The following is an 18270-nucleotide window of genomic DNA, read 5'->3' on the forward strand; positions in this document are numbered from 1 at the left end:
AGGTCGCCTGATCAGGCAGACATGATCAACTGGTACATCTGATCGACGCCCCGGTGTTCTTTCCCCTGACGACCCTGACCTCTCCACCGCACTGGTCGTCCAGGTATGACTGGATGTCACCGGCAAGATCCGTGCTGTTTGTGTCGGTGATGGCATACAGGGCCGGGCCGAATGAACTCATCCCTGCTCCTGCTGCTCCGCATGAGGTCATGTACTCGAGCATGTTGTGAAGGGCAGGTGTCTGAAGTGCAAGTTCGTCACGCTTGAATCCGTACTTTCTGAGCGCGGTTACTGACCGTCCAAACTGGTCAAGGTCCTCTTCAAGAAGGGCCGGGATCATCTGCATGAGTACGAGGTGTGAGATCTTCTCTACCTCGGGAAGTGGTACCGGGCAGGATTTTTTGAAGATATCCTTCTCCTCCTTGCCGCTTGCACCCGGTCTTGCGTCAGGGAGGCAGAGGATGATCCTCCAGTCTGCAGGAAAATCGTACCTTCCGATGAGCGGTGCTTTCCGGACACCTTTTGCTGCCGATGACGGGAGGAACGAGTCTTTCTCTTTTCCAGGGCCGAACCGGTGTCCCCCGTCTACGATCACCCCGCCGTCTGTAAAGGCTCTCACTCCGATCCCTGAAGTACCTCCTCTTCCGGTGATCCGTGCGGGATCATCGATCGGTTTTCCTGATATCAGGGCCATTGCCGTTGCGACTGAAAGGGCGAGCTGGGTTCCGCTTCCAAGCCCGCTGTGCGGGGGGATGGCCTCACTGATCCTGATGGCGATGTCGGGATCATACCCCTGCTCCTCTGCGAGGGTATTTACAATGCTCAGGGCACGGACTTTGAGTTCCTCGTCATCGGTGATGACCCGCGTCTCAAGAGCAGGTTCTGCAGTGATGACGTATCCGGGTCTGTCAAGGGTGATGCCGACCCCGCCATCCACCCTGCCGAGTGATCCGTTCATATCGATAAGGCCAAGGTGAAGCCGTGACGGTGTCCGTATCGTGACCCTCTTGGTGCCTGAAAAGAGATGGTCAGGCACAAACTCATCGATTCTGAATAGTGGCAGGTTCTGATGAATGATCCGGTACCGGCGGGCAAACACCCGTCCTGATGCGACCGATACCGGGAGTGAAGGAGGAGCATCTGATCCTGAGAACGTTCTGATGCTCGTGATCTCCCTGCGAGATTCGATCTTCTCGTCACGAAGGATATGCCCGATCGGGATGTCTGCCTGCATCAGGCTCTTTCTGGCGTGTTCAGGCAGTCTGTTTACCGGGCAGTATGAGACTGCATGGACGAGTGGAATGTCCATGCTCTGATCGCAGATCTCAACAACCCGGTAATTGACCGGATCGCCTGCTCCGATCTGCATCTCCTCTGCGATATCATCGTCTGCAGGAATCACCTGCTGGGTAACGGTACGTATTGAGATCGGTGCTTCGTTGTAGCACTCAAGAAGCCGGGTTACCGATCCGTCTGTGATAAGCAGTGCCTTGATGGCATCTGATATCGGCCCGGTCTTCTCCTCGATCGATCGGAGCATGGCAGTATAATCAGGAGTTATCCTGTCTTTGGGGGTGAGCATGAGTTATTCGGGTATTATATGAGGGTGTAGTCGGTGCGTCGTTCTTTCAGTATTCTGCCAAGATCTGTGGTGATATATTCCATCTCTTGAGGGTCCAGGTATGAGCCCGAGACCGCTCCGGCCTCCCGGGATATGCTCTCTTCATAGAGTGTTCCTCCAAGATCATTTGCCCCTGTTATGAGCCCGATCTGTGCCATCTTCATCCCGTATTTTACCCACGACACCTGAATGTTTCGAAAATTATCAAGAAACAGCCGTGAGACCGCGAGCATCAGGATGTCCTCCCTCCCGGTAGCACCAGGTCGCGCAAATCCGTCTTTGTATATCCTGGTCTTCTGATGTACAAATGAGAGGGGAACAAACTCTGTGAACCCGTGCGTGTCATCCTGTATCTCCCTGACGATCGAGAGGTGCTCTGCCCGGTCCTCTTCGTTCTCGCAATGGCCGTACATGATGGTTGCAGTAGATCTGATCCCAAGGCTGTGAGCCTCCCTGATTATCCTGGTCCATTCACTGGTTGATATCTTGTCAGGGCAGATGATCGCCCTGACCGGGTCTGAAAGGATCTCGGCGGCTGTACCACAGATCGTTTCAACACCTGCATCCCTGAATGCAGTCAGAACCTCCCGGGTGGAGCACATACTCATCCTGGCAGCATATGCAACCTCCATCGGGTTGCTGGCATGAAGATGAACCCCGGGAGCTGCTTCTCTGATGGTTCGATACACGTCCAGGTATGAATCGAGCGTGAAACCCGGGTGAAGCCCGCTTACGGTGCAGATCTCGGATACTTTCCGTTCTGCTGCAAGGCGTGCCTGGGATGCAAGTTCTTCTGCTGAAAGCAGGTAGGCACCAGCGTCATTCTCTCGTCTGCCAAATCCACAGAATCCGCACTGGTTGGTACAGATGTTTGTGCAGTTGATGTTCTGGTTCCTGACAAAGGTGATGACATCCCCTGCAATCTGTTCACGCTTCTCATCTGCTGCCCGTGCAACCTGAAAGACTTCTCTTCCCTTGACATTGAAGAGCCGGACCGCCTCTTCAGGCGTAAGGCGGTGACCTGCCAGGCAGTCAGAGAGGAGGGTATCGAGCGGTTTCATCCATCTCATAATCTCCTGTTCGCCATATGAGGCTGGTGATCGTGAGAAGGATGCTTTTAAGCTGGTGCAGGGGGGGTATCAGGTCTTATGAAATGATTTGAAAGACTCTTTTGCCTGTTCTTTCTGGAAGAATTTCATGAGTTCGAGCTGATCGCGGGTGAAATACATATGAGCCGAGACACTTATCGTCTCCAGCCATCCCTGGGTGAGGGGTGAGAGATCTCTCTTTGTTCTGGCCTTGTTGATCTCTTCAAGGATGAACTTCTGCATATGGGCGAGGCCGAATGCGTTCTGTCCCCACGCAGAGAGCATGTCGTTGCTCCTGAAGAGGCAGACAAGGTTGAGATGATCTGCCTTATCGATCAGGCACTGGACGATCTGCAGACATGGCGGTTCTTCGCGGGTGATATCGAGAACCGGAGACCATGTTATCGCGACAGCCCGGCGGCTGCTCGGGGTTTCGATCAACCGGTCTATGATACTTGTCCTGATCTGATCGATTCCTCCGAGGTTTCCGTCACCTGTATACTCGATCGTTCCTGCAGATCCGGTAGGAAGATACCCGCACCTCTTCATCAGGCTGTCAAGAACCCCCTTCACCATCGATCGTCCGCCCTTTTCCAGTGTCAGCGATGCGACCGGGTAGTCTCGGAGCCGATTTCCATAGGTGTACGTCGCATCTGTACCGTCGTTCTTCCTGCGGGTGACCGTATACAGTGAGGTCTGGTACTGCTCTGAGAACCGGTCACCAAAGAGCGATGCACTTGACTTCATCGGAGCGCTGAACGGAGACTCGATATGGATGCAGACCGGCTCCTCGGGATCGTAGGTAACCTCTCCGTCCTCGGTTATCCGGGTCTCTCCCTGGCACCGTTCTGCGATTATTCTGACAACTTCCTCATGTGCCTCCCCGATTGTCAGTCTCCGGATCAGAATCATATATGAGGGTATATTCGCCCTGAACTATTAGAGAATCTACTGGTCTGAATCGGACCAGTGTGATCAAAAGAAAAAAAAGTTCTGGTTATGCAGTCCCTGATACTGCCACAATCCACCATCCCCCGTCGATGTCAGTGGCGTAGTATGAGATGCCCTTTGTATCGGTTATTTCAGGTGTGAGCAATCCACCGCCTGACTGCGCCAGGTCACGGAGCTGCCTCACAATGCCGGTGTCATGGTCTGGAGCGATGAAGGAGGTACCGATCTTCTCGGTCTGGTATGGGTCAGCGAGGAGAACACCGCTCTGGTTATATGCTGATATGTGCATCCCGTTTCTGACAAAGGTTGCCTTATCTGAAAATGCCGAGACTGCTGTTGCTTTTCCGTTTTCAAGAGCATATGCTTTCGCATCAAGGGCCAGGTTCATCAGTGCCTCCTGGTCACCCGTGGCAACTGACTGTGGTGTGTCTGTTACGACTGATGTATTATTTTCGGCTAGAATGGATCCTGGGATGAAGAGCAGGAGCAGGAGAAGTGAGTAAACTGGGAACCGAGCGTCCATATGTTATTCAGGGTGGCAGTTCATTTCAGCCTTTTTGTCGATTGAGAGATTGGATGGTCAGGTATCGAAAGATTATATGCTCCACACAGATGAGATCCTGAGCATGAAGGTACTCGGATTTGTCGGAAGTCCCCGACCAGTGGGCAATACTGCAACACTCGTCTCCCAGGCTCTTGCAGGTGCAAAAGATGCCGGCGCAGATGTTGAGCAGGTGCATATTCCATCACTTGAGATCACCGGCTGCAAAGGATGCAAGTACTGCAAGTCACACGAGACCTGCAGGATCGACGATGACATGCAGACGCTATATGCCAAGATTCGTGAGGCAGATGTCCTCATATTCGGAACTCCTGTCTACTTTGCACAGATGACCGGCCAGATGAAACAGTTTATAGACCGGCTCTATGCCCTCATTGATGCAGAATACAAGCCCCGGATTGCATCAGGGAAAAAGTCTGCAGTCATACTCACGCAGGGCGATGACAACGTGGCTGCCTTTACCGGCATCGCAGATACGTTCAACTTTGCAATGTCATATCTCCAGGTTTCTGAATCAGATCCGATCATCGCAGGTGGTCTTGATGCTCCCAAGGATGTCGAGAAGAATGTTTCAGCGATGGACAACGCATACCAGCTCGGCAAAAAGCTTGCATCCTCATAATTTTAAGCAGCATAACCGATTCTCTCTTTTTTGACCTGAATACCAGATATGACCGGATAAACAGTATGTTTCTTATCATCTGTTGTTCAATCACTCACCATCAGAAAGGTGAATATGTTTGGTGAGGGAGGAAGCAGTCTGAAAAATCCTCAGTTACAGGAGCCAGGGAAGAGCCCTGAGGCTTCTCCATCAGACATCATTGTGCTGTACGTGGATGATGACCCCGAAATGGGTCTCTTCTTCAAGACATTTCTTGAGGCCACGAGCCCCCTGAAGGTCATCACTGCCGGGAGCGGTTCTGAAGTGCTCGATATGGTCTCCCAGGATCTGTGTGATGTCATTGTATCAGACTACCAGATGCCAGGGATGAATGGCATTGAGCTTCTGCAGAAGGTCAGGGAGTCCTCGTCTCTTCCGTTTATTCTCTTCACCGGAAAGGGTCGTGAAGAGATTGTCATGGAGGCTATCAACAGTGGTGCCACTTTCTACCTTCAGAAAGGGGGAGACCCGCAGACCCTTTTTGCAGAGCTGGTTCACAAGATCAGGGCTGCTGTCGGAAACCGCAGGGCTGAACTGGCTCTGCGAGAGAGGGAAGAGGAACTTTCACGAAAGAATTCAGAACTGAGCGCTGCATACGAAGAACTGCTTGCCACCGAAGAGGAGCGTATCAGTTACCTGAAAGAACTGGAGTCCAACCAGAAGAAACTCAGGGAGAGTGAACAACGATACCGTGAACTCGCCGACCTGCTCCCCCAGATCGTGTATGAATGCGATCTGAAGGGAGTCATCACCTATGCAAACCACCAGGCATTCCTGACCTTTGGATACCATGAGGGCCCCCTGCCACCTGATCTCTGCGTCCTTGACCTGATCGTCCCTGAAGATCGGGCAAAAGCGGTCAAAAATATGGCTGATATTCCTCTCTCCGGGGATATTGGTCCACATGAGTATCGTGCCTTCCGCTCCGATGGAAGCATCATCCCGGTGGTCATCTACTCGTCACCGATACACAGAGACGGAGTGGTCACCGGATTCAGGGGGATTGTTCTCGATATTTCAGAACAAAAGAGGTCAGAAAAAGCAATCCGTGAGTCTGAACGAAGGCTTGCTGATGTCATTGACTTTCTTCCTGACGCAACCTTTGTCATCGATCGCCAGGGGGTAGTGATAGCATGGAACCGTGCGATGGAACAGCTCACCGGAGCACCTGCACGTGATTACCTGGGAAAGGGCGATTACGCCTATGCCATACCCTTCTACGGAACCACGAGGCCAATTCTGATAGATCTTGCCCTGAAAGTGGATGAGGACTCTGAAAAATTGTATACCACGATCTCACGGAACGGCGATACCGTTGTTGGCGAGGCCTATATGTCAGGTCTTTCCGGTGGAATGAGGTACCTCTGGGGTGCTGCCTCCCCCTTACGGGATTCACAGGGAGAGATCGTTGGTGCAATCGAGAGTATCAGGGATATTACCGATAGGAAACTGACCGAAGAGGAACTTGTCAGGTCACGGGAGGAGCTTGAGCACCGGGTCGAAGAACGGACTGCAGAACTGACCCGGGTGAACTCAGTTCTCCGCTCTGAGATAGAAGAACGCAGGTTTGCCGAGAGGGCTCTGCGGGAGAGCCAGGACCGGTACAGGCGCCTTGTTGATCTCTCCCCAGATGCGATCTTTGTCCATGACGGAACTGACATGCTCTTTGTCAATCCTGCAGGTGCCAGACTACTTGGCATGCCTGACTCCCTGAACGTAGAAGGGATACGGATGTCAGAGATCATTCATCCTGCCCTTCTCCATACGTTCCATTCAAGGTTTGAACTGCCTGAAAGTCAGGGTGACACCACGCTGACCTCTGAAGAAGAGTTTGTCAGGCTTGATCACTCTCCTGTTCCGGTTGAGATGTCTTCTGCACCCATCGTGTTCCAGGGAAGCCCTGCAATGCTTATCGTCGCACGTGACATCACCGGAAGGAAGAAGACAGAAGAGCAACTCCGGCGGTATGCAGCCGAGATGGCTGACAAGAACAAGGAGCTGGACTTTCTCGCGAACCAGATGATCGAGATAAACCAGGATCTTGACAAGAGGGTGAAGGAACGGACTGAACAGGTCTTCAAACTGATGAAACAGAAGGATGATTTCATCACCCAGCTGGGCCATGACCTGAAAACTCCGCTCACCCCGCTTCGTGCCCTCCTGCCTGCCCTCATCGAGGAAGAACCGGATCCGGGTACGAGGGAGTCACTGGCAGTTCTGCTCAGGTCAGTCTACTCCATTCAGGAGCAGACCGAGAAGATCCTGACCATTGCACGGTTGAGCAGGGAGGATATTGAGGTGAAACCAGAGCCAGTTCTGATCAAGCCTGTCCTCCAGGAATCCCTGCAGAAACACAGGATTTACATCCAGAAAAAGGAGCTCGATATATCAGTTGAGGTCTCTGATGATCTCTCACTCCTTTTCTCCCATTCAGATGCAGGTACTGTATTTGATAATCTCATCGGCAATGCTACAAAGTATACATCAAAAGGTGGGTCTGTCTGGATTAGATCCTATACTGAAGGAGAGATGGCCTGCATCCAGGTGGGAGATGATGGGATCGGGCTGACTGCAGAAGAGAAGGATCATGTCTTTGAGGAGTTTTATATGGCTGACTCCTCCCGTCATGACCGGAGTTCATCAGGGCTTGGTCTTGCCATTGTCCGCAGACTGGTCAGGTTATACAGAGGAACAGTCCGGGTGGAGAGTGAAGGAAAAGGGAAAGGTGCGAGGTTTTTTGTCTGTCTTCCTGCACCTGTACCTGCAGGTGAGTAATCATCCTAATTCTTCAGTGTTCTGATGTACTCCCCGACGGCAGCAATGGCAGCTTCAGGGTCTCCGATATGCTCCTCGATCCTCTTCACGATCGCTGAACCCACGATGACAGCATCTGCCCCGTGGTCGGCCCATTCTTTCACCTGGCTTGGAGTAGATATCCCAAATCCCGGTGCAACAGGAACCGAGGTCCTCTTCTGTACCCGGGCAAGCAGGTCCACCGCAGGTTTTTCAACCCCTGTTCTTGCACCGGTTACTCCCATCACAGCGACGAGATAGATGAATCCAGCAGCCTTGTTGAGTATCTCTTCAAGACGCTCATCAGATGTTGTCGGGCTGACCATCATGATCTGTGCGATTCCTGTCTCATCTGCAGCTCTCGTGAATGGTTCTGACTCTTCAAACGGAACATCTGCTATCACGACACCATCGATACCTGCTGCTGCAGCATCTGCGTAGAATGTGGAGATTCCTCTCCGCATGATCAGGTTAGCATAGGTCAGGATCACAACCGGGACATTACTTTCTGTTCTGAAGTCTTTGACTAGATCAAACAGCCGGTCGGTGTTCATTCCTGCATCCATGGCCCTGAGGTCTGCCCGCTGGATCACCGGCCCGTCAGCGACCGGGTCTGAGAACGGAAGCCCTAGTTCGATGATGTCTGCACCAACTGCTGACATCTCCCTGATGATCCGAAGGCTGGTTTCATAGTCAGGATCGCCGGCGACCGTGAATGCAACCAGGAGTGGTCTCTTCTTTGCTGCAAACACCGCTTCTATCTGCTCTTTTCCGTTTCTCATAATGCGACCCCCTTCTGTTGTAACAGATCTATCACCTGGGCAACATCCTTGTCACCGCGACCCGAGAGGTTGATCACCAGAATGTCATCCTTCTTGAGTGTCGGGCCAATCTTTCTGGCATAGGCTACTGCATGCGATGACTCGAGTGCAGGGATGATCCCCTCTGTACGTGAGAGGTAGAGAAATGCATCAAGTGCCTCATCATCGGTGACTGCCGTGTATGTGACCCGCCCTGAGTCCTTGTGCATCGAGTGTTCGGGCCCGACTCCGGGGTAGTCCAGCCCGGCCGATACCGAGTGAGACTCCTGGATCTGCCCGTACGTATCCTGCAGGATATAGGAGAAATTGCCGTGCAATACTCCCGGAGAACCTCCGCAGAGGGTTGCTCCATGCTTTCCGTCAAGCCCCTCGCCTCCTGCCTCGACACCGATCAGGGTGACCTTGTCAGATACAAACGGATGGAACATTCCGATTGCGTTTGAACCGCCGCCGATGCACGCGATGACGATCGTCGGCAACCGCCCCTCCTTCTCAAGGATCTGCTTTCTGGTTTCCGTGCCGATGACTGACTGGAGATCCCTGACCAGTAGGGGGAATGGGTGCGGTCCCACAACGGTCCCGATCAGGTAATGGGTATCTCCGACTGTTGCTGCCCAGTCACGCATCGCTTCGTTGATAGCATCCTTGAGTGTCTGTGTTCCTGATAACACCGGAATAACCCGTGCACCCATCATGTTCATCCGTGCGACGTTCAGGGCCTGCCGTTTCATGTCCACATCGCCCATGTATACATCAACACTCATACCGAGTGCAGCACCGGCTATTGCGGTTGCTACACCGTGCTGGCCTGCTCCGGTCTCGGCAATGAGACGCTTTTTGCCCATGAACTTTGCCAGAAGTGCCTGACCCATCGCATTGTTCAGTTTGTGGGCCCCTGAATGAAGCAGGTCTTCACGTTTGAGATACACCCTGCATCCAAGATCTGCAGACATATTTTTGCAGAAGGTAAGCGGGGTCTCCCGTCCTGCAAACTCTATCAAAAATTCCCTGAGTTCGTTCTGGAACCCGCTGGTGGGAAGGATGTGCAGATATGCATCTTCAAGTTCTTCAAGTGCTGCGATGAGAGTTTCAGGGACATAACATCCCCCGTATTCACCGAATCGTGTTTGTAGTTTCATGATTGTAACCGTGCATTCCGCACAAATGATCTGATTTTTTCGGGATCCTTGACTCCGGGGGACGTCTCAACCCCTGAAGCCACATCGACGGCATAGGGACAGAGTGACCGCACTGCCTCTGCGACGGTATCCGGCCTGAGACCGCCTGCAAGGATGACCGGCAGCCCCGTATTATTTATAACGCTCCTGAAAAAGTCAGGATTGAACGCTCTTCCTTTTCCCTGGCTTGCGTCAACGATGAGGGCATCGGTATCTTCCGGTCCTGGAAGTTCCATCCCGGGTTCAACCACCCTGATGACCTGGACATTCCAGTCTGGAGGGATGGTGTGATGGCTGGATATCTGGACTGCAGTCGGGCAGAGCTGCAGGATCTCTTCCAGTTCTGAACGTGAACTAGTGTGTGAGACACAGACCCTGCCCATATACGGTCCGGCTGCCCTGAATATTTCTACAGCCCTCCTCGGTTCTACTGAGCGGGGTGAGTCTGAGAAGAGGACAACACCTATTGCATCTGCACCCGCGTAATCAGCGGTGCGTGCATCCTCGGGCCTTGTGATCCCACATATTTTTACGCGTATACGAATCCCTCCAGTCTTCTCCGTGGATTATCTGCTGCCATAATACTAGACCCGATCAGGTATCCGTTTGCATATGGCCGGAGGGTCCGGACATCACATGGCCATGTGACTCCGCTCTCTGCGATAACTGTCCTGTCTGCCCTTCGTATCATGGGTGCAAGCCGCATCGTGGTGGAGAGATCAGTCTTCAGGGTCTTCAGGTTCCTGTTGTTTATTCCGATGAGATCTGCACCTGTGTCAAGTGCAGTCCTGACCTCCTGTCTGTCATGTACCTCCACGAGAGGTTCAAGACCTGCCTTTCTGGCAGAATCCACAAACTCACTGAGTCTGTCTCCAAGTACCGCCGTGATCAGGAGAACTGCGTCTGCACCTGCAATCCGTGTCTCTTCTATCTGCCTTAAGTCAACGATGAAGTCTTTACGGAGGATCGGAACGCTGGTCTGCTCTCGGATCGCAGGGATTGTGTTGATCGTTCCATGAAAGAACGCAGGCTCAGTGATCACCGAGAGTGCGCAACATCCACCCCCGATGAGATCCCGGGAGACAGAAACCGGGTCTGTTATTGCCCTGAGATGTCCTCTTGACGGACTTGCCGGTTTCATCTCGGCAATAACCGCATTGCGGCCTGTTGCTCCGGTGATCGCCTTCAGGAGGCTGATGGTCTGCTGACTTTTCGGCTGTATACCTTTGAAATCAACACTGTCACATCCTGATGAGAGTGCCTCGGCCCTGTTGACTGAAGCCTGAACGATCTGATCCAGGATCATGATGCTCTCCCTGACAGTCTGATGAGGTCATCAAGTTTCTGTGCGGCTGCTCCTGATCTGATGGCAGTGTATGCCAGTTTCACCCCTTCGTTAAGGTCTGCTGCTCTTCCACCGACAAAGATTGCAGCACCGGCATTCAGGGCTACGATATCAAGTGCCGGCCCTGGTGTTCCGGCAAAGACAGATCTGATGATTGCGGCATTCTCTGCAGGTTCTCCTCCCCTGATCATCCTGATATCAGCCCTTTTTATGCCGAACTCTTCAGGGGTGATGGTCCTGACGCTCAGTCTCCCGTCAAGCAGTTCACCCACGAGTGTTGAGCCGGTGATCGTGATCTCGTCAAGCCCTTCGCCATGCACAACCATCGCCCGCTGAACACCGAGTTCGCGGAGTGCATCAGCGATGATCATGACCAGTGAAGGATCATACACCCCTATGAGACGGGCCTGAGCCTTTGCCGGGTTGAGGAGCGGGCCGAGGATATTGAAGACCGTATAGATCCCAAGTTCTCTTCGCACCGGTGCTACGTGACGCATCGCAGGGTGATACTGCGGGGCAAAGAAGAATCCGATCCCTGCCTCTTCTACAGTCCTCGCAGCCGATTCGGGTGTCTGTTCGATAGTGACTCCGAGCGCCTCGAGCACGTCTGCTGATCCACACCTGCTTGAGACACTCCGGTTCCCATGCTTTACGATAAGGACACCTGCTGCAGCAGCCACGATCCCGGCAGCGGTGCTGATATTAAACGTCCCTCCGGTACCTGAGTCTCCGCCGGTTCCGCAGGTATCGACCATCGTCCCTGACACATGAGGTGTGACTGGAATAGCGCAGTCCTGCATCACCCGTGCGAACGAGGCGATCTCTGATGCAGTAACTCCTTTCATTCTGAGTGCTGTGAGAAATGATCCGATCTGAGCCCCGGTTGCATTTCCCGTTGCGATCTGATCCATCACAGCGGTAGCCTCTTCGGGAAGGAGATTCTCACGTGCAATCACCCGTTCGATCGCCTGGTGAATCATCAGATACCTCCGGTCTTCAGAAAGTTCTCCATGATCTGGCGTCCTGCCGGGGTCATGATGCTCTCCGGATGGAACTGAACACCATGAAGCGGGAACCGTTCGTGTGAGACAGCCATGATACAGTCGTCTCCTTCAGATGTTGCGGTGATCCTGAACTCTTGTGGAAGGCTCGCCCGGTCAGCGGTCAGGGAGTGATACCTGGTTGCGGTGAATGCCTGTGATACTCCCTGAAAGAGCCCGGTCCCGGTGTGTGAGATTCTGCTGGTCTTGCCGTGTACCGGTTCTGTAAGCCTGACGATCTCTCCTCCGAAGGTGTGGATGATCGTCTGGTGCCCGAGGCAGACGCCAAGGATTGGAACAACACCTGCATACCGTTCGATAACCGTACGGCATACCCCTGACTCTTCAGGGGTTCCTGGTCCCGGAGAAAGGATGATCCGATCCGGGGCTGTCTTCTCTATCGAACTGATATCCCGGTCGCAGGTGATCGCTATCGGGTCAGCCCCGAGCGTTCCCACGAGCTGGTGAAGGTTGTACGTGAAACTATCAAAGCAGTCCACGATTGTAACGTTCATGCCAGACCTCCTGCTGTCTTCCGCTCTCCTGCTCCTGCTACAGCGCCTGCCCGTGAGAGTGCCGCAAGCATAGCTCCTGCTTTCTGTCTCGTCTCTTCGTACTCCCGGGTTGGGTCCGAATCTGCAACGATTCCTGCCCCTGTCTGAAAACTGGCTATACCGTCCTTTACAACGGTTGTCCGTATCGCGATCGCAAACTCAAGTCGGTCATCAAACCCGATGTATCCAACTGCTCCTGCATACAGGCCCCGTGGGTGTGGTTCGAGCCTGGCAATGATCTGCATAGCCCGTAGTTTCGGTGCACCTGATACGGTGCCGGCAGGAAAACAGGAACCAAGTGCATCAAACCTGTCTGCTCCCCCGGCAAGTTTTCCTGTCACCTGGGAGGTCAGGTGCTGAACATGGGAGAACTTTTCCACCTCCATGAACGAGCTGACCCTCACTGATCCAAAGGCTGCCACCTTTCCGATATCATTCCTGGCAAGATCAACCAGCATCAGGTGTTCTGCCTTCTCCTTCTCATCGGAAAGCATCTCTTCGGCAAGCCGTGCGTCCTCTGCTGCATCCTTTCCACGTGGGCGTGTTCCTGCAATCGGCACGGTAAAGATATCCTCACCATCTGCCTTGACCAGCATCTCAGGGCTTGAACCGATGACGGTCTCATCCCCGAACTCAAGGAAGTAGAGGTAGGGAGACGGGTTGAGCTGGCGAACCTCCTCGTAGATCCTGAACGGATCTCCTGTGTAGGGTGTCTGGAACCGGCGTGAGACTACGGCCTGGAAGATATCCCCTGCCCTGATATGGTCAAGGGTCTTCCTGACAGCAGACTCAAACTCTTCCTTTCCCATCGGTGAGGTGAGCGGGATCTCACGAGCAGCTGGACGTTCGCTCTCTGAGCGGTTTTCATCCCTGATGGTTAGGATCTGGTCTGCAAGTGTCTGGATCTCTACCACGGCCTGTTCATAGAACCGGCCGGGCTCGACACCGGGATGTACGAGCGGGGTTGAGAATACCATACAGGTGTTATTCTGGTGATCAAGAACGACTCCTGATCTTGCGAGCATGAATTTTCCAACCGGACAGTTCTTCTCATGTCCTGCATCCAGGTATCCTTTATTCAGGTCAGAGACCATGTCGTAGGAACAGTACCCGACAAGGCCACCTGCAAATCCTGAAGGTGCTTTTCCTGAAAGGGTATACCCTTCCATGAATTCTCGGATCTTCCCGATAGGATCTGATCTTCCGTCTTCATCATGGAGGATGAAGAGTTCCTGTATCCCTGTCCCGATGATTGATCGCACCGCACGGCGGGGTACCCCTTCCATTGACTCCAGGAGAAATCCCCTTTCTGTACGAAGTTGCTGATACAGCACCGCAGGAGATACATCCTGGAGTGGAATGGTCATGGTTACCGGGATGAGTCCCGGTTTCTGCAGGTTCTCTGCCAGATGTGTAAATGTCTCATATGACAGATCCGGTGACAGGCAGTCTCCTGTCACTGCGGACTCCATTCCACCGGCATCACCTGGCTAAATGTATCTTTTGTTTGAATCATGTATATTCATGTGTTCGATTGTATATATTTATACATTATTGTGCTGATGATGCCTGACTGTGTGAACAATCACGTCAGGTTAGTATAGCTGACCCCGGCGAATTGAATTTTAAATGATAATCTCTGAAATAAATCAATTTGGGACGCCTTACAACTGCATGGCAAGGATTTTTATGCGCACAAGAAGGTCACTATGGGGTGGGGTGTTGCCTCTCCCTCTCCTAACGAAGTGGGGAGAGGTCCTGGCGGTTCTTCAGAGGATAAATATGCGCATTCCTGTACAAAATCATTAGAGATATTGGGATTTTCAAGGCTGCAGGTTAATATATATAGTATTGGCGCTATTGGAGAAGTGTGGGCAGAGAAAATCACTCTGCTATCTCAATTAAATTATATAAAAATTATGATGTCCTGAAGCCTGATATTTGAAAACAAAAAAACCGGCCTGATCTCGATCACAGACAATTAACAGAACTGGAGATGACACATGGAACGAAAAAAGATAGCATACTTCTGCTGGGAATCACTCTACACTGATCGGGTTGGCGGTCTTGCGAACGCTGCCACATACCTCGCACAGGAACTGGCAAAGAAGAACGAGGTTCACTTCTTCACCCGGGGAGACGGGGACTTCACCTTCGGAGGAGTTCATTACCATACAGTCCGTCCGTATGGCAACAATGTGGTGGAGTACTGCCGTAATATGAGCCATATGATGGCAGAAAGGTTTCACTCCCTTGATTCTCCACAGTTTGATCTTCTTCATTTCCATGACTGGCATGTAACCGAGGCTCTGCATCTTCTGCAGGATCGCAGCACCGTGTTCACCTATCACTCGACCGAGTATGGCCGTAACGGAAATCAGCATGGCAGTTGGTGGGAGTTCCATGAGATCAGTGGGAAGGAGTGGTATGCCGGCCTCATTGCCAAGCAGGTGACCACCGTGTCAGGCGTTCTGAAAGATGAGGTGATGCATCTCTATAATGTTCCTGACTGGAAGGTGAAGGTCTTCCCGAACGGCGTGGTTCCAGAACAGTTTGATGTGAGTCTTGACCAGGGGACAGTAAAGCAGGAGATAGGAATCCATCCCTATGCCCCAACCGTTCTGTTCATCGGTAGAATGGCTGTCCAGAAGGGTCCTGATCTCCTGCTTGATGCACTTCCACAGGTGAAGGACCGGTTCTGGGGTTTCCAGGCGATCATGGCCGGAGACGGGGGAATGCGGTCATGGCTCCAGGAGCGTTCAGCAGCCATGGGTCTGCCGATCCGGTTTCCCGGATATATCACCGATACCCAGTATGTCCGTCTGTTAGCTGCAGCAGACCTCGTTGTGATCCCGAGCAGGAATGAACCGTTCGGCATTGTGCTGCCTGAAGCATGGAGTGCAGGAAAGCCTGTGGTGGCCTGTGATGTGGGTGGTCTTCATGAAAATATCGAACAATACCACGACGGCATTCGGACGTCGGTATCGGCTGACAGCATCGCGTCAGGGATCTGTGAAGCACTCGACAATATGGAACGGTCACGCAGGTGGGGACGGAGTGGAAGGGCCAAAGTGTATCGCGACTTCCAGTGGAGCGGGATCGCAGACCGGCTCGATGCTATGTATGCCGGAGTCAACTCCTGAAACCGGATTCATCAACTTAGATTAACTCATCTTTTTTACTTCTGGCATCAATCCCTGATTATGGATTTGCCGTATTTCATCCCGGCTTTTGATGATATTGAGGATCCCATCCCTGTTATTAATCCTGCTACCGGGGCTCTAGTCGGGAGAATACACCAGGGTTCGACGATAGAAGTTGATACTGCTGTTCTCCGTGCATCTGAAGCGTTTCCAAAGTGGGCTGTTATAGATGCCACCGAACGTGCAAAGGTACTGTTCAAGGCTGCTGCTCTTGTCAGGAATAGGCAGGCTGCATTTGCAGGACTTCTCACAAGTGAACAAGGAAAGCCCCTCAAAGAATCAAAAAATGAGATTGCCGGGTTTGCACGGATCCTTGAGTACTATGCCTCAATATCAGGGCTTTTGAAAGGGGATTACGGGAACTCATCAGCATATGGTCATGCGATCGTGTCCAGAAAACCGGTCGGCGTCTGTGGTGCCATCATCCCCTGGAACGTTCCTGCCATCATCATGGGATGGAAGGTCGGTCCTGCCCTCGCAGCCGGTAACTCCATTATTCTGAAACCTGCCACAACAGCCCCGCTGACCTGTATACAACTCGCAGGGTGTCTGGTTGAGGCAGGTCTCCCTGCTGATATCCTTCAGGTTGTCACCGGTCCCGGACCTGTTGTCGGCGAGGCTATCGCATCCCATCCTGGCATTCGAGCAGTCTCGTTCACTGGTGAGGTTGGAACCGGAAGAAGAGTTGCATCCCTGGCTGCACCGTACTTTAAACGTGTCACCCTTGAGCTCGGGGGGAGTGACCCCATGATCGTGTGCAACGATGCTAACCTGGCCGAAGCAGCAAAGGGAGCTGTTGCCGGGAGATTCTTCAACTGTGGCCAGACCTGCACAGCAGTGAAACGATTGTTTGTTGATTCATCTGTTGAAGAGGAGTTTGTCCATAAACTGCAGACAATGATCTCCTCCCTGAAGGTAGGCAACGGTCTCGAATCAGGTGTTGATATGGGACCGGTGCATTCGCTTGCCCAGCGTTCACTTATTGCAGACCAGGTCGAGCGGACAATCGAAGGCGGGTTTGGTACTATCAAAACCGGGGGAAAAGATATTACAATCGGCAATTCAGGCAGTTCATTCTTTGAACCGACTCTTCTTTCAGGCCTTGATCCTGAAGCCCCTGTTCTTAAGGAGGAGGTCTTCGGGCCGGTCCTCCCAGTCATGCCGTTTGAGACCCTTGATGATGCCATATCGGTTGCGAACAGCACACAGTTCGGGCTTGGTGCCTCGGTATGGACCCACGATACCCGCATTGTCAGCAGAGCATGTGAAGAACTGCAGGCAGGGATTGTGTGGGTAAACCAGCATCTCAAGATCCCTCCCGAAGTACCTTTTGGTGGCACAAAGGACTCCGGGATTGGCAGGGAGAACGGCCGTTATGCACTGGAACATTATCTGGAAGAGAAGACGATCCTGATAAAGCCGTGATATCATGGTTGTTGCAGGAGTTCATGTATCAATAGCAGGTTCCCTGGATCAGGCAGCAGGCCGGGCTGTCGAACGTGGGTGTGACTGTTTCCAGATATTTACCAAAAATCCTCGTGGATGGGCAGCAAAGGTGATCACTGATCAGGATGCTGCAGCATTCAGGAATGCAGTATCTGCCTCATCACTACAACCGATCTTTGCCCATATGCCATACCTCCCCAATCTTGCATCAGAGAAACCTGAAATGTACCGCAAGTCAGTCGATGCCCTGGTGCTTGAACTACAGCGGTGCTCTCTTCTGGGCATCCCGTACCTGGTAACCCATCTCGGGCATGCAGGCGATGACACCGGTCTTGGGCGTGACCGGGTGGTTTCTGCAGTACTGCAGGCTTTCGATCAGGACTCTTCTGATGTTACCCTGCTCCTGGAGAATACAGCCGGTGAACGCAACTCGGTAGGTAGCAGGCTTGAAGAGATCGCCACGGTACTGAACGGGATCGGGGACAAAAGCCGGACCGGTATCTGTTTTGACACCTGCCATGCTTTTGCAGCAGGGTATGACCTGCGGACACCGGATGCTGTATCGTCAGTGGCTGAACAGATAGATACGCTCTTTGGTCTGTCCCGAATCGCCCTCATCCACCTGAATGACGCGAAAGGAGCATGCGGCTCGGGTCTTGACAGGCATGAGCATATCGGATGCGGGTCTATCGGGGAGCATGGTATTGCGGCAGTCCTCCAACATCCGGGATTTAACAAAATCCCTGTCATCTGCGAAACACCGGTGGATGATCGGCGCGGTGACGCCGAAAACATTGCCGTGGTACGTCGCCTGGAGGCAGAAGTCTTCCAGAACGTTTGAGTCATCAGCCCTGATTTCCTTTATTTTTATCAAATATTCGGTTTTTATTATATTTTCAATACACTATTTCGTGCGCACCATCTGTTCATTTTTCCCGGCTTTTTCTGTGTCACGGTTCAAAAAAGGGGGCAGAAGCCGAGAACCTTATAGCCGATCTGATGAAATC

At 52.6% G+C, this 18270-nt stretch carries 17 protein-coding genes; 6 read left to right on the forward strand and 11 right to left on the reverse strand.

Features of this window, described 5'->3' with window-relative positions; translation table 11 throughout:
• Positions 1-25: 25 nt before the first annotated feature.
• The 4 genes from ACHZA2_RS12335 to ACHZA2_RS12350 all read right to left on the reverse strand — a co-directional run bounded on the left by ACHZA2_RS12335 (position 26) and on the right by ACHZA2_RS12350 (position 4183).
• Positions 26-1582, reverse strand: a complete 1557-nt coding sequence (locus ACHZA2_RS12335; RefSeq protein ID WP_319579960.1) for a beta-ribofuranosylaminobenzene 5'-phosphate synthase — start codon at positions 1580-1582, stop codon at positions 26-28.
• A gap of 14 nt (positions 1583-1596) precedes the next feature.
• The gene (gene cofH / locus ACHZA2_RS12340; RefSeq protein ID WP_319579961.1) at positions 1597-2691 is read right to left on the reverse strand and encodes a 5-amino-6-(D-ribitylamino)uracil--L-tyrosine 4-hydroxyphenyl transferase CofH; all 1095 of its coding nucleotides are present in this window, start codon (positions 2689-2691) and stop codon (positions 1597-1599) included.
• A 69-nt stretch (positions 2692-2760) separates the two neighbouring features.
• Complete coding sequence (locus ACHZA2_RS12345; RefSeq protein ID WP_319579962.1) at positions 2761-3621, reverse strand: thymidylate synthase; 861 nt, start codon at positions 3619-3621, stop codon at positions 2761-2763.
• Positions 3622-3706: 85 nt separating this feature from the next.
• Complete coding sequence (locus tag ACHZA2_RS12350) at positions 3707-4183, reverse strand: hypothetical protein (RefSeq protein WP_319538534.1); 477 nt, start codon at positions 4181-4183, stop codon at positions 3707-3709.
• Between the two features lie 76 nt (positions 4184-4259).
• Here ACHZA2_RS12350 and ACHZA2_RS12355 point away from each other — a divergent pair, with 76 nt between their 5' ends.
• A complete protein-coding gene (locus tag ACHZA2_RS12355) occupies positions 4260-4844 on the forward strand; it encodes a flavodoxin family protein (RefSeq protein WP_319579963.1) in 585 nt (194 codons plus the stop codon).
• Positions 4845-4958: 114 nt separating this feature from the next.
• Entirely contained in the window at positions 4959-7658 is a 2700-nt protein-coding gene (locus ACHZA2_RS12360; RefSeq protein ID WP_319579964.1) for a PAS domain S-box protein, read from the forward strand.
• A 5-nt stretch (positions 7659-7663) separates the two neighbouring features.
• Here ACHZA2_RS12360 and trpA read toward each other — a convergent pair whose 3' ends face one another.
• Genes trpA through ACHZA2_RS12395 form a run of 7 tightly spaced genes read right to left on the reverse strand, consistent with a single transcriptional unit; the run spans position 7664 to position 14086 of the window.
• A complete protein-coding gene (gene trpA, locus ACHZA2_RS12365; protein ID WP_319579965.1) occupies positions 7664-8458 on the reverse strand; it encodes a tryptophan synthase subunit alpha in 795 nt (264 codons plus the stop codon).
• On the reverse strand, positions 8455-9636 hold the full coding sequence (gene trpB, locus ACHZA2_RS12370; protein ID WP_319579966.1) for a tryptophan synthase subunit beta: 1182 nt from the start codon (positions 9634-9636) through the stop codon (positions 8455-8457). Before trpB ends, trpA begins: the two co-directional genes overlap by 4 nt.
• A complete protein-coding gene (locus ACHZA2_RS12375) occupies positions 9633-10220 on the reverse strand; it encodes a phosphoribosylanthranilate isomerase (protein ID WP_319580962.1) in 588 nt (195 codons plus the stop codon). Before ACHZA2_RS12375 ends, trpB begins: the two co-directional genes overlap by 4 nt.
• Positions 10205-10981: an indole-3-glycerol-phosphate synthase gene (locus tag ACHZA2_RS12380; RefSeq protein WP_319579967.1), complete on the reverse strand. Its 777-nt coding sequence runs from the start codon at positions 10979-10981 to the stop codon at positions 10205-10207. Before ACHZA2_RS12380 ends, ACHZA2_RS12375 begins: the two co-directional genes overlap by 16 nt.
• A complete protein-coding gene (gene trpD, locus ACHZA2_RS12385; RefSeq protein ID WP_319579968.1) occupies positions 10978-12000 on the reverse strand; it encodes an anthranilate phosphoribosyltransferase in 1023 nt (340 codons plus the stop codon). The genes ACHZA2_RS12380 and trpD overlap by 4 nt, the downstream gene beginning before the upstream one ends.
• Positions 12000-12575, reverse strand: a complete 576-nt coding sequence (locus tag ACHZA2_RS12390; RefSeq protein WP_319538527.1) for an aminodeoxychorismate/anthranilate synthase component II — start codon at positions 12573-12575, stop codon at positions 12000-12002. The genes trpD and ACHZA2_RS12390 overlap by 1 nt, the downstream gene beginning before the upstream one ends.
• On the reverse strand, positions 12572-14086 hold the full coding sequence (locus tag ACHZA2_RS12395) for an anthranilate synthase component I family protein (protein WP_319538526.1): 1515 nt from the start codon (positions 14084-14086) through the stop codon (positions 12572-12574). Before ACHZA2_RS12395 ends, ACHZA2_RS12390 begins: the two co-directional genes overlap by 4 nt.
• Positions 14087-14323: 237 nt before the next feature.
• Here ACHZA2_RS12395 and ACHZA2_RS12400 point away from each other — a divergent pair, with 237 nt between their 5' ends.
• The 4 genes from ACHZA2_RS12400 to ACHZA2_RS12415 all read left to right on the forward strand — a co-directional run bounded on the left by ACHZA2_RS12400 (position 14324) and on the right by ACHZA2_RS12415 (position 18104).
• Positions 14324-14545 carry a hypothetical protein gene (locus ACHZA2_RS12400; RefSeq protein ID WP_319579969.1) on the forward strand — a complete coding sequence of 74 codons (222 nt, stop codon included), beginning with the start codon at positions 14324-14326 and terminating at the stop codon, positions 14543-14545.
• Positions 14546-14617: 72 nt separating this feature from the next.
• Positions 14618-15757, forward strand: a complete 1140-nt coding sequence (locus ACHZA2_RS12405) for a glycosyltransferase family 4 protein (protein ID WP_319579970.1) — start codon at positions 14618-14620, stop codon at positions 15755-15757.
• 60 nt (positions 15758-15817) lie between these two features.
• Positions 15818-17242, forward strand: a complete 1425-nt coding sequence (locus ACHZA2_RS12410; protein ID WP_319579971.1) for an aldehyde dehydrogenase family protein — start codon at positions 15818-15820, stop codon at positions 17240-17242.
• Between the two features lie 4 nt (positions 17243-17246).
• A complete protein-coding gene (locus ACHZA2_RS12415) occupies positions 17247-18104 on the forward strand; it encodes a deoxyribonuclease IV (RefSeq protein WP_319579972.1) in 858 nt (285 codons plus the stop codon).
• Positions 18105-18270: the final 166 nt, after the last annotated feature.

This window comes from uncultured Methanospirillum sp. (assembly GCF_963668415.2).
Lineage (GTDB): Archaea > Halobacteriota > Methanomicrobia > Methanomicrobiales > Methanospirillaceae > Methanospirillum.

What these genes read in the sequence shown, in the direction of transcription:
- ACHZA2_RS12335 (WP_319579960.1), bottom strand. Translation starts at nt 1,582, where the DNA reads ATGCTCACCCCCAAAGACAGGATAACTCCTGATTATACTGCCATGCTC.
- cofH (WP_319579961.1), bottom strand. Translation starts at nt 2,691, where the DNA reads ATGAGATGGATGAAACCGCTCGATACCCTCCTCTCTGACTGCCTGGCA.
- ACHZA2_RS12345 (WP_319579962.1), bottom strand. Translation starts at nt 3,621, where the DNA reads ATGATTCTGATCCGGAGACTGACAATCGGGGAGGCACATGAGGAAGTT.
- ACHZA2_RS12350 (WP_319538534.1), bottom strand. Translation starts at nt 4,183, where the DNA reads ATGGACGCTCGGTTCCCAGTTTACTCACTTCTCCTGCTCCTGCTCTTC.
- ACHZA2_RS12355 (WP_319579963.1), top strand. Translation starts at nt 4,260, where the DNA reads ATGCTCCACACAGATGAGATCCTGAGCATGAAGGTACTCGGATTTGTC.
- ACHZA2_RS12360 (WP_319579964.1), top strand. Translation starts at nt 4,959, where the DNA reads ATGTTTGGTGAGGGAGGAAGCAGTCTGAAAAATCCTCAGTTACAGGAG.
- trpA (WP_319579965.1), bottom strand. Translation starts at nt 8,458, where the DNA reads ATGAGAAACGGAAAAGAGCAGATAGAAGCGGTGTTTGCAGCAAAGAAG.
- trpB (WP_319579966.1), bottom strand. Translation starts at nt 9,636, where the DNA reads ATGAAACTACAAACACGATTCGGTGAATACGGGGGATGTTATGTCCCT.
- ACHZA2_RS12380 (WP_319579967.1), bottom strand. Translation starts at nt 10,981, where the DNA reads ATGATCCTGGATCAGATCGTTCAGGCTTCAGTCAACAGGGCCGAGGCA.
- trpD (WP_319579968.1), bottom strand. Translation starts at nt 12,000, where the DNA reads ATGATTCACCAGGCGATCGAACGGGTGATTGCACGTGAGAATCTCCTT.
- ACHZA2_RS12390 (WP_319538527.1), bottom strand. Translation starts at nt 12,575, where the DNA reads ATGAACGTTACAATCGTGGACTGCTTTGATAGTTTCACGTACAACCTT.
- ACHZA2_RS12395 (WP_319538526.1), bottom strand. Translation starts at nt 14,086, where the DNA reads ATGGAGTCCGCAGTGACAGGAGACTGCCTGTCACCGGATCTGTCATAT.
- ACHZA2_RS12400 (WP_319579969.1), top strand. Translation starts at nt 14,324, where the DNA reads ATGGGGTGGGGTGTTGCCTCTCCCTCTCCTAACGAAGTGGGGAGAGGT.
- ACHZA2_RS12405 (WP_319579970.1), top strand. Translation starts at nt 14,618, where the DNA reads ATGGAACGAAAAAAGATAGCATACTTCTGCTGGGAATCACTCTACACT.
- ACHZA2_RS12410 (WP_319579971.1), top strand. Translation starts at nt 15,818, where the DNA reads ATGGATTTGCCGTATTTCATCCCGGCTTTTGATGATATTGAGGATCCC.
- ACHZA2_RS12415 (WP_319579972.1), top strand. Translation starts at nt 17,247, where the DNA reads ATGGTTGTTGCAGGAGTTCATGTATCAATAGCAGGTTCCCTGGATCAG.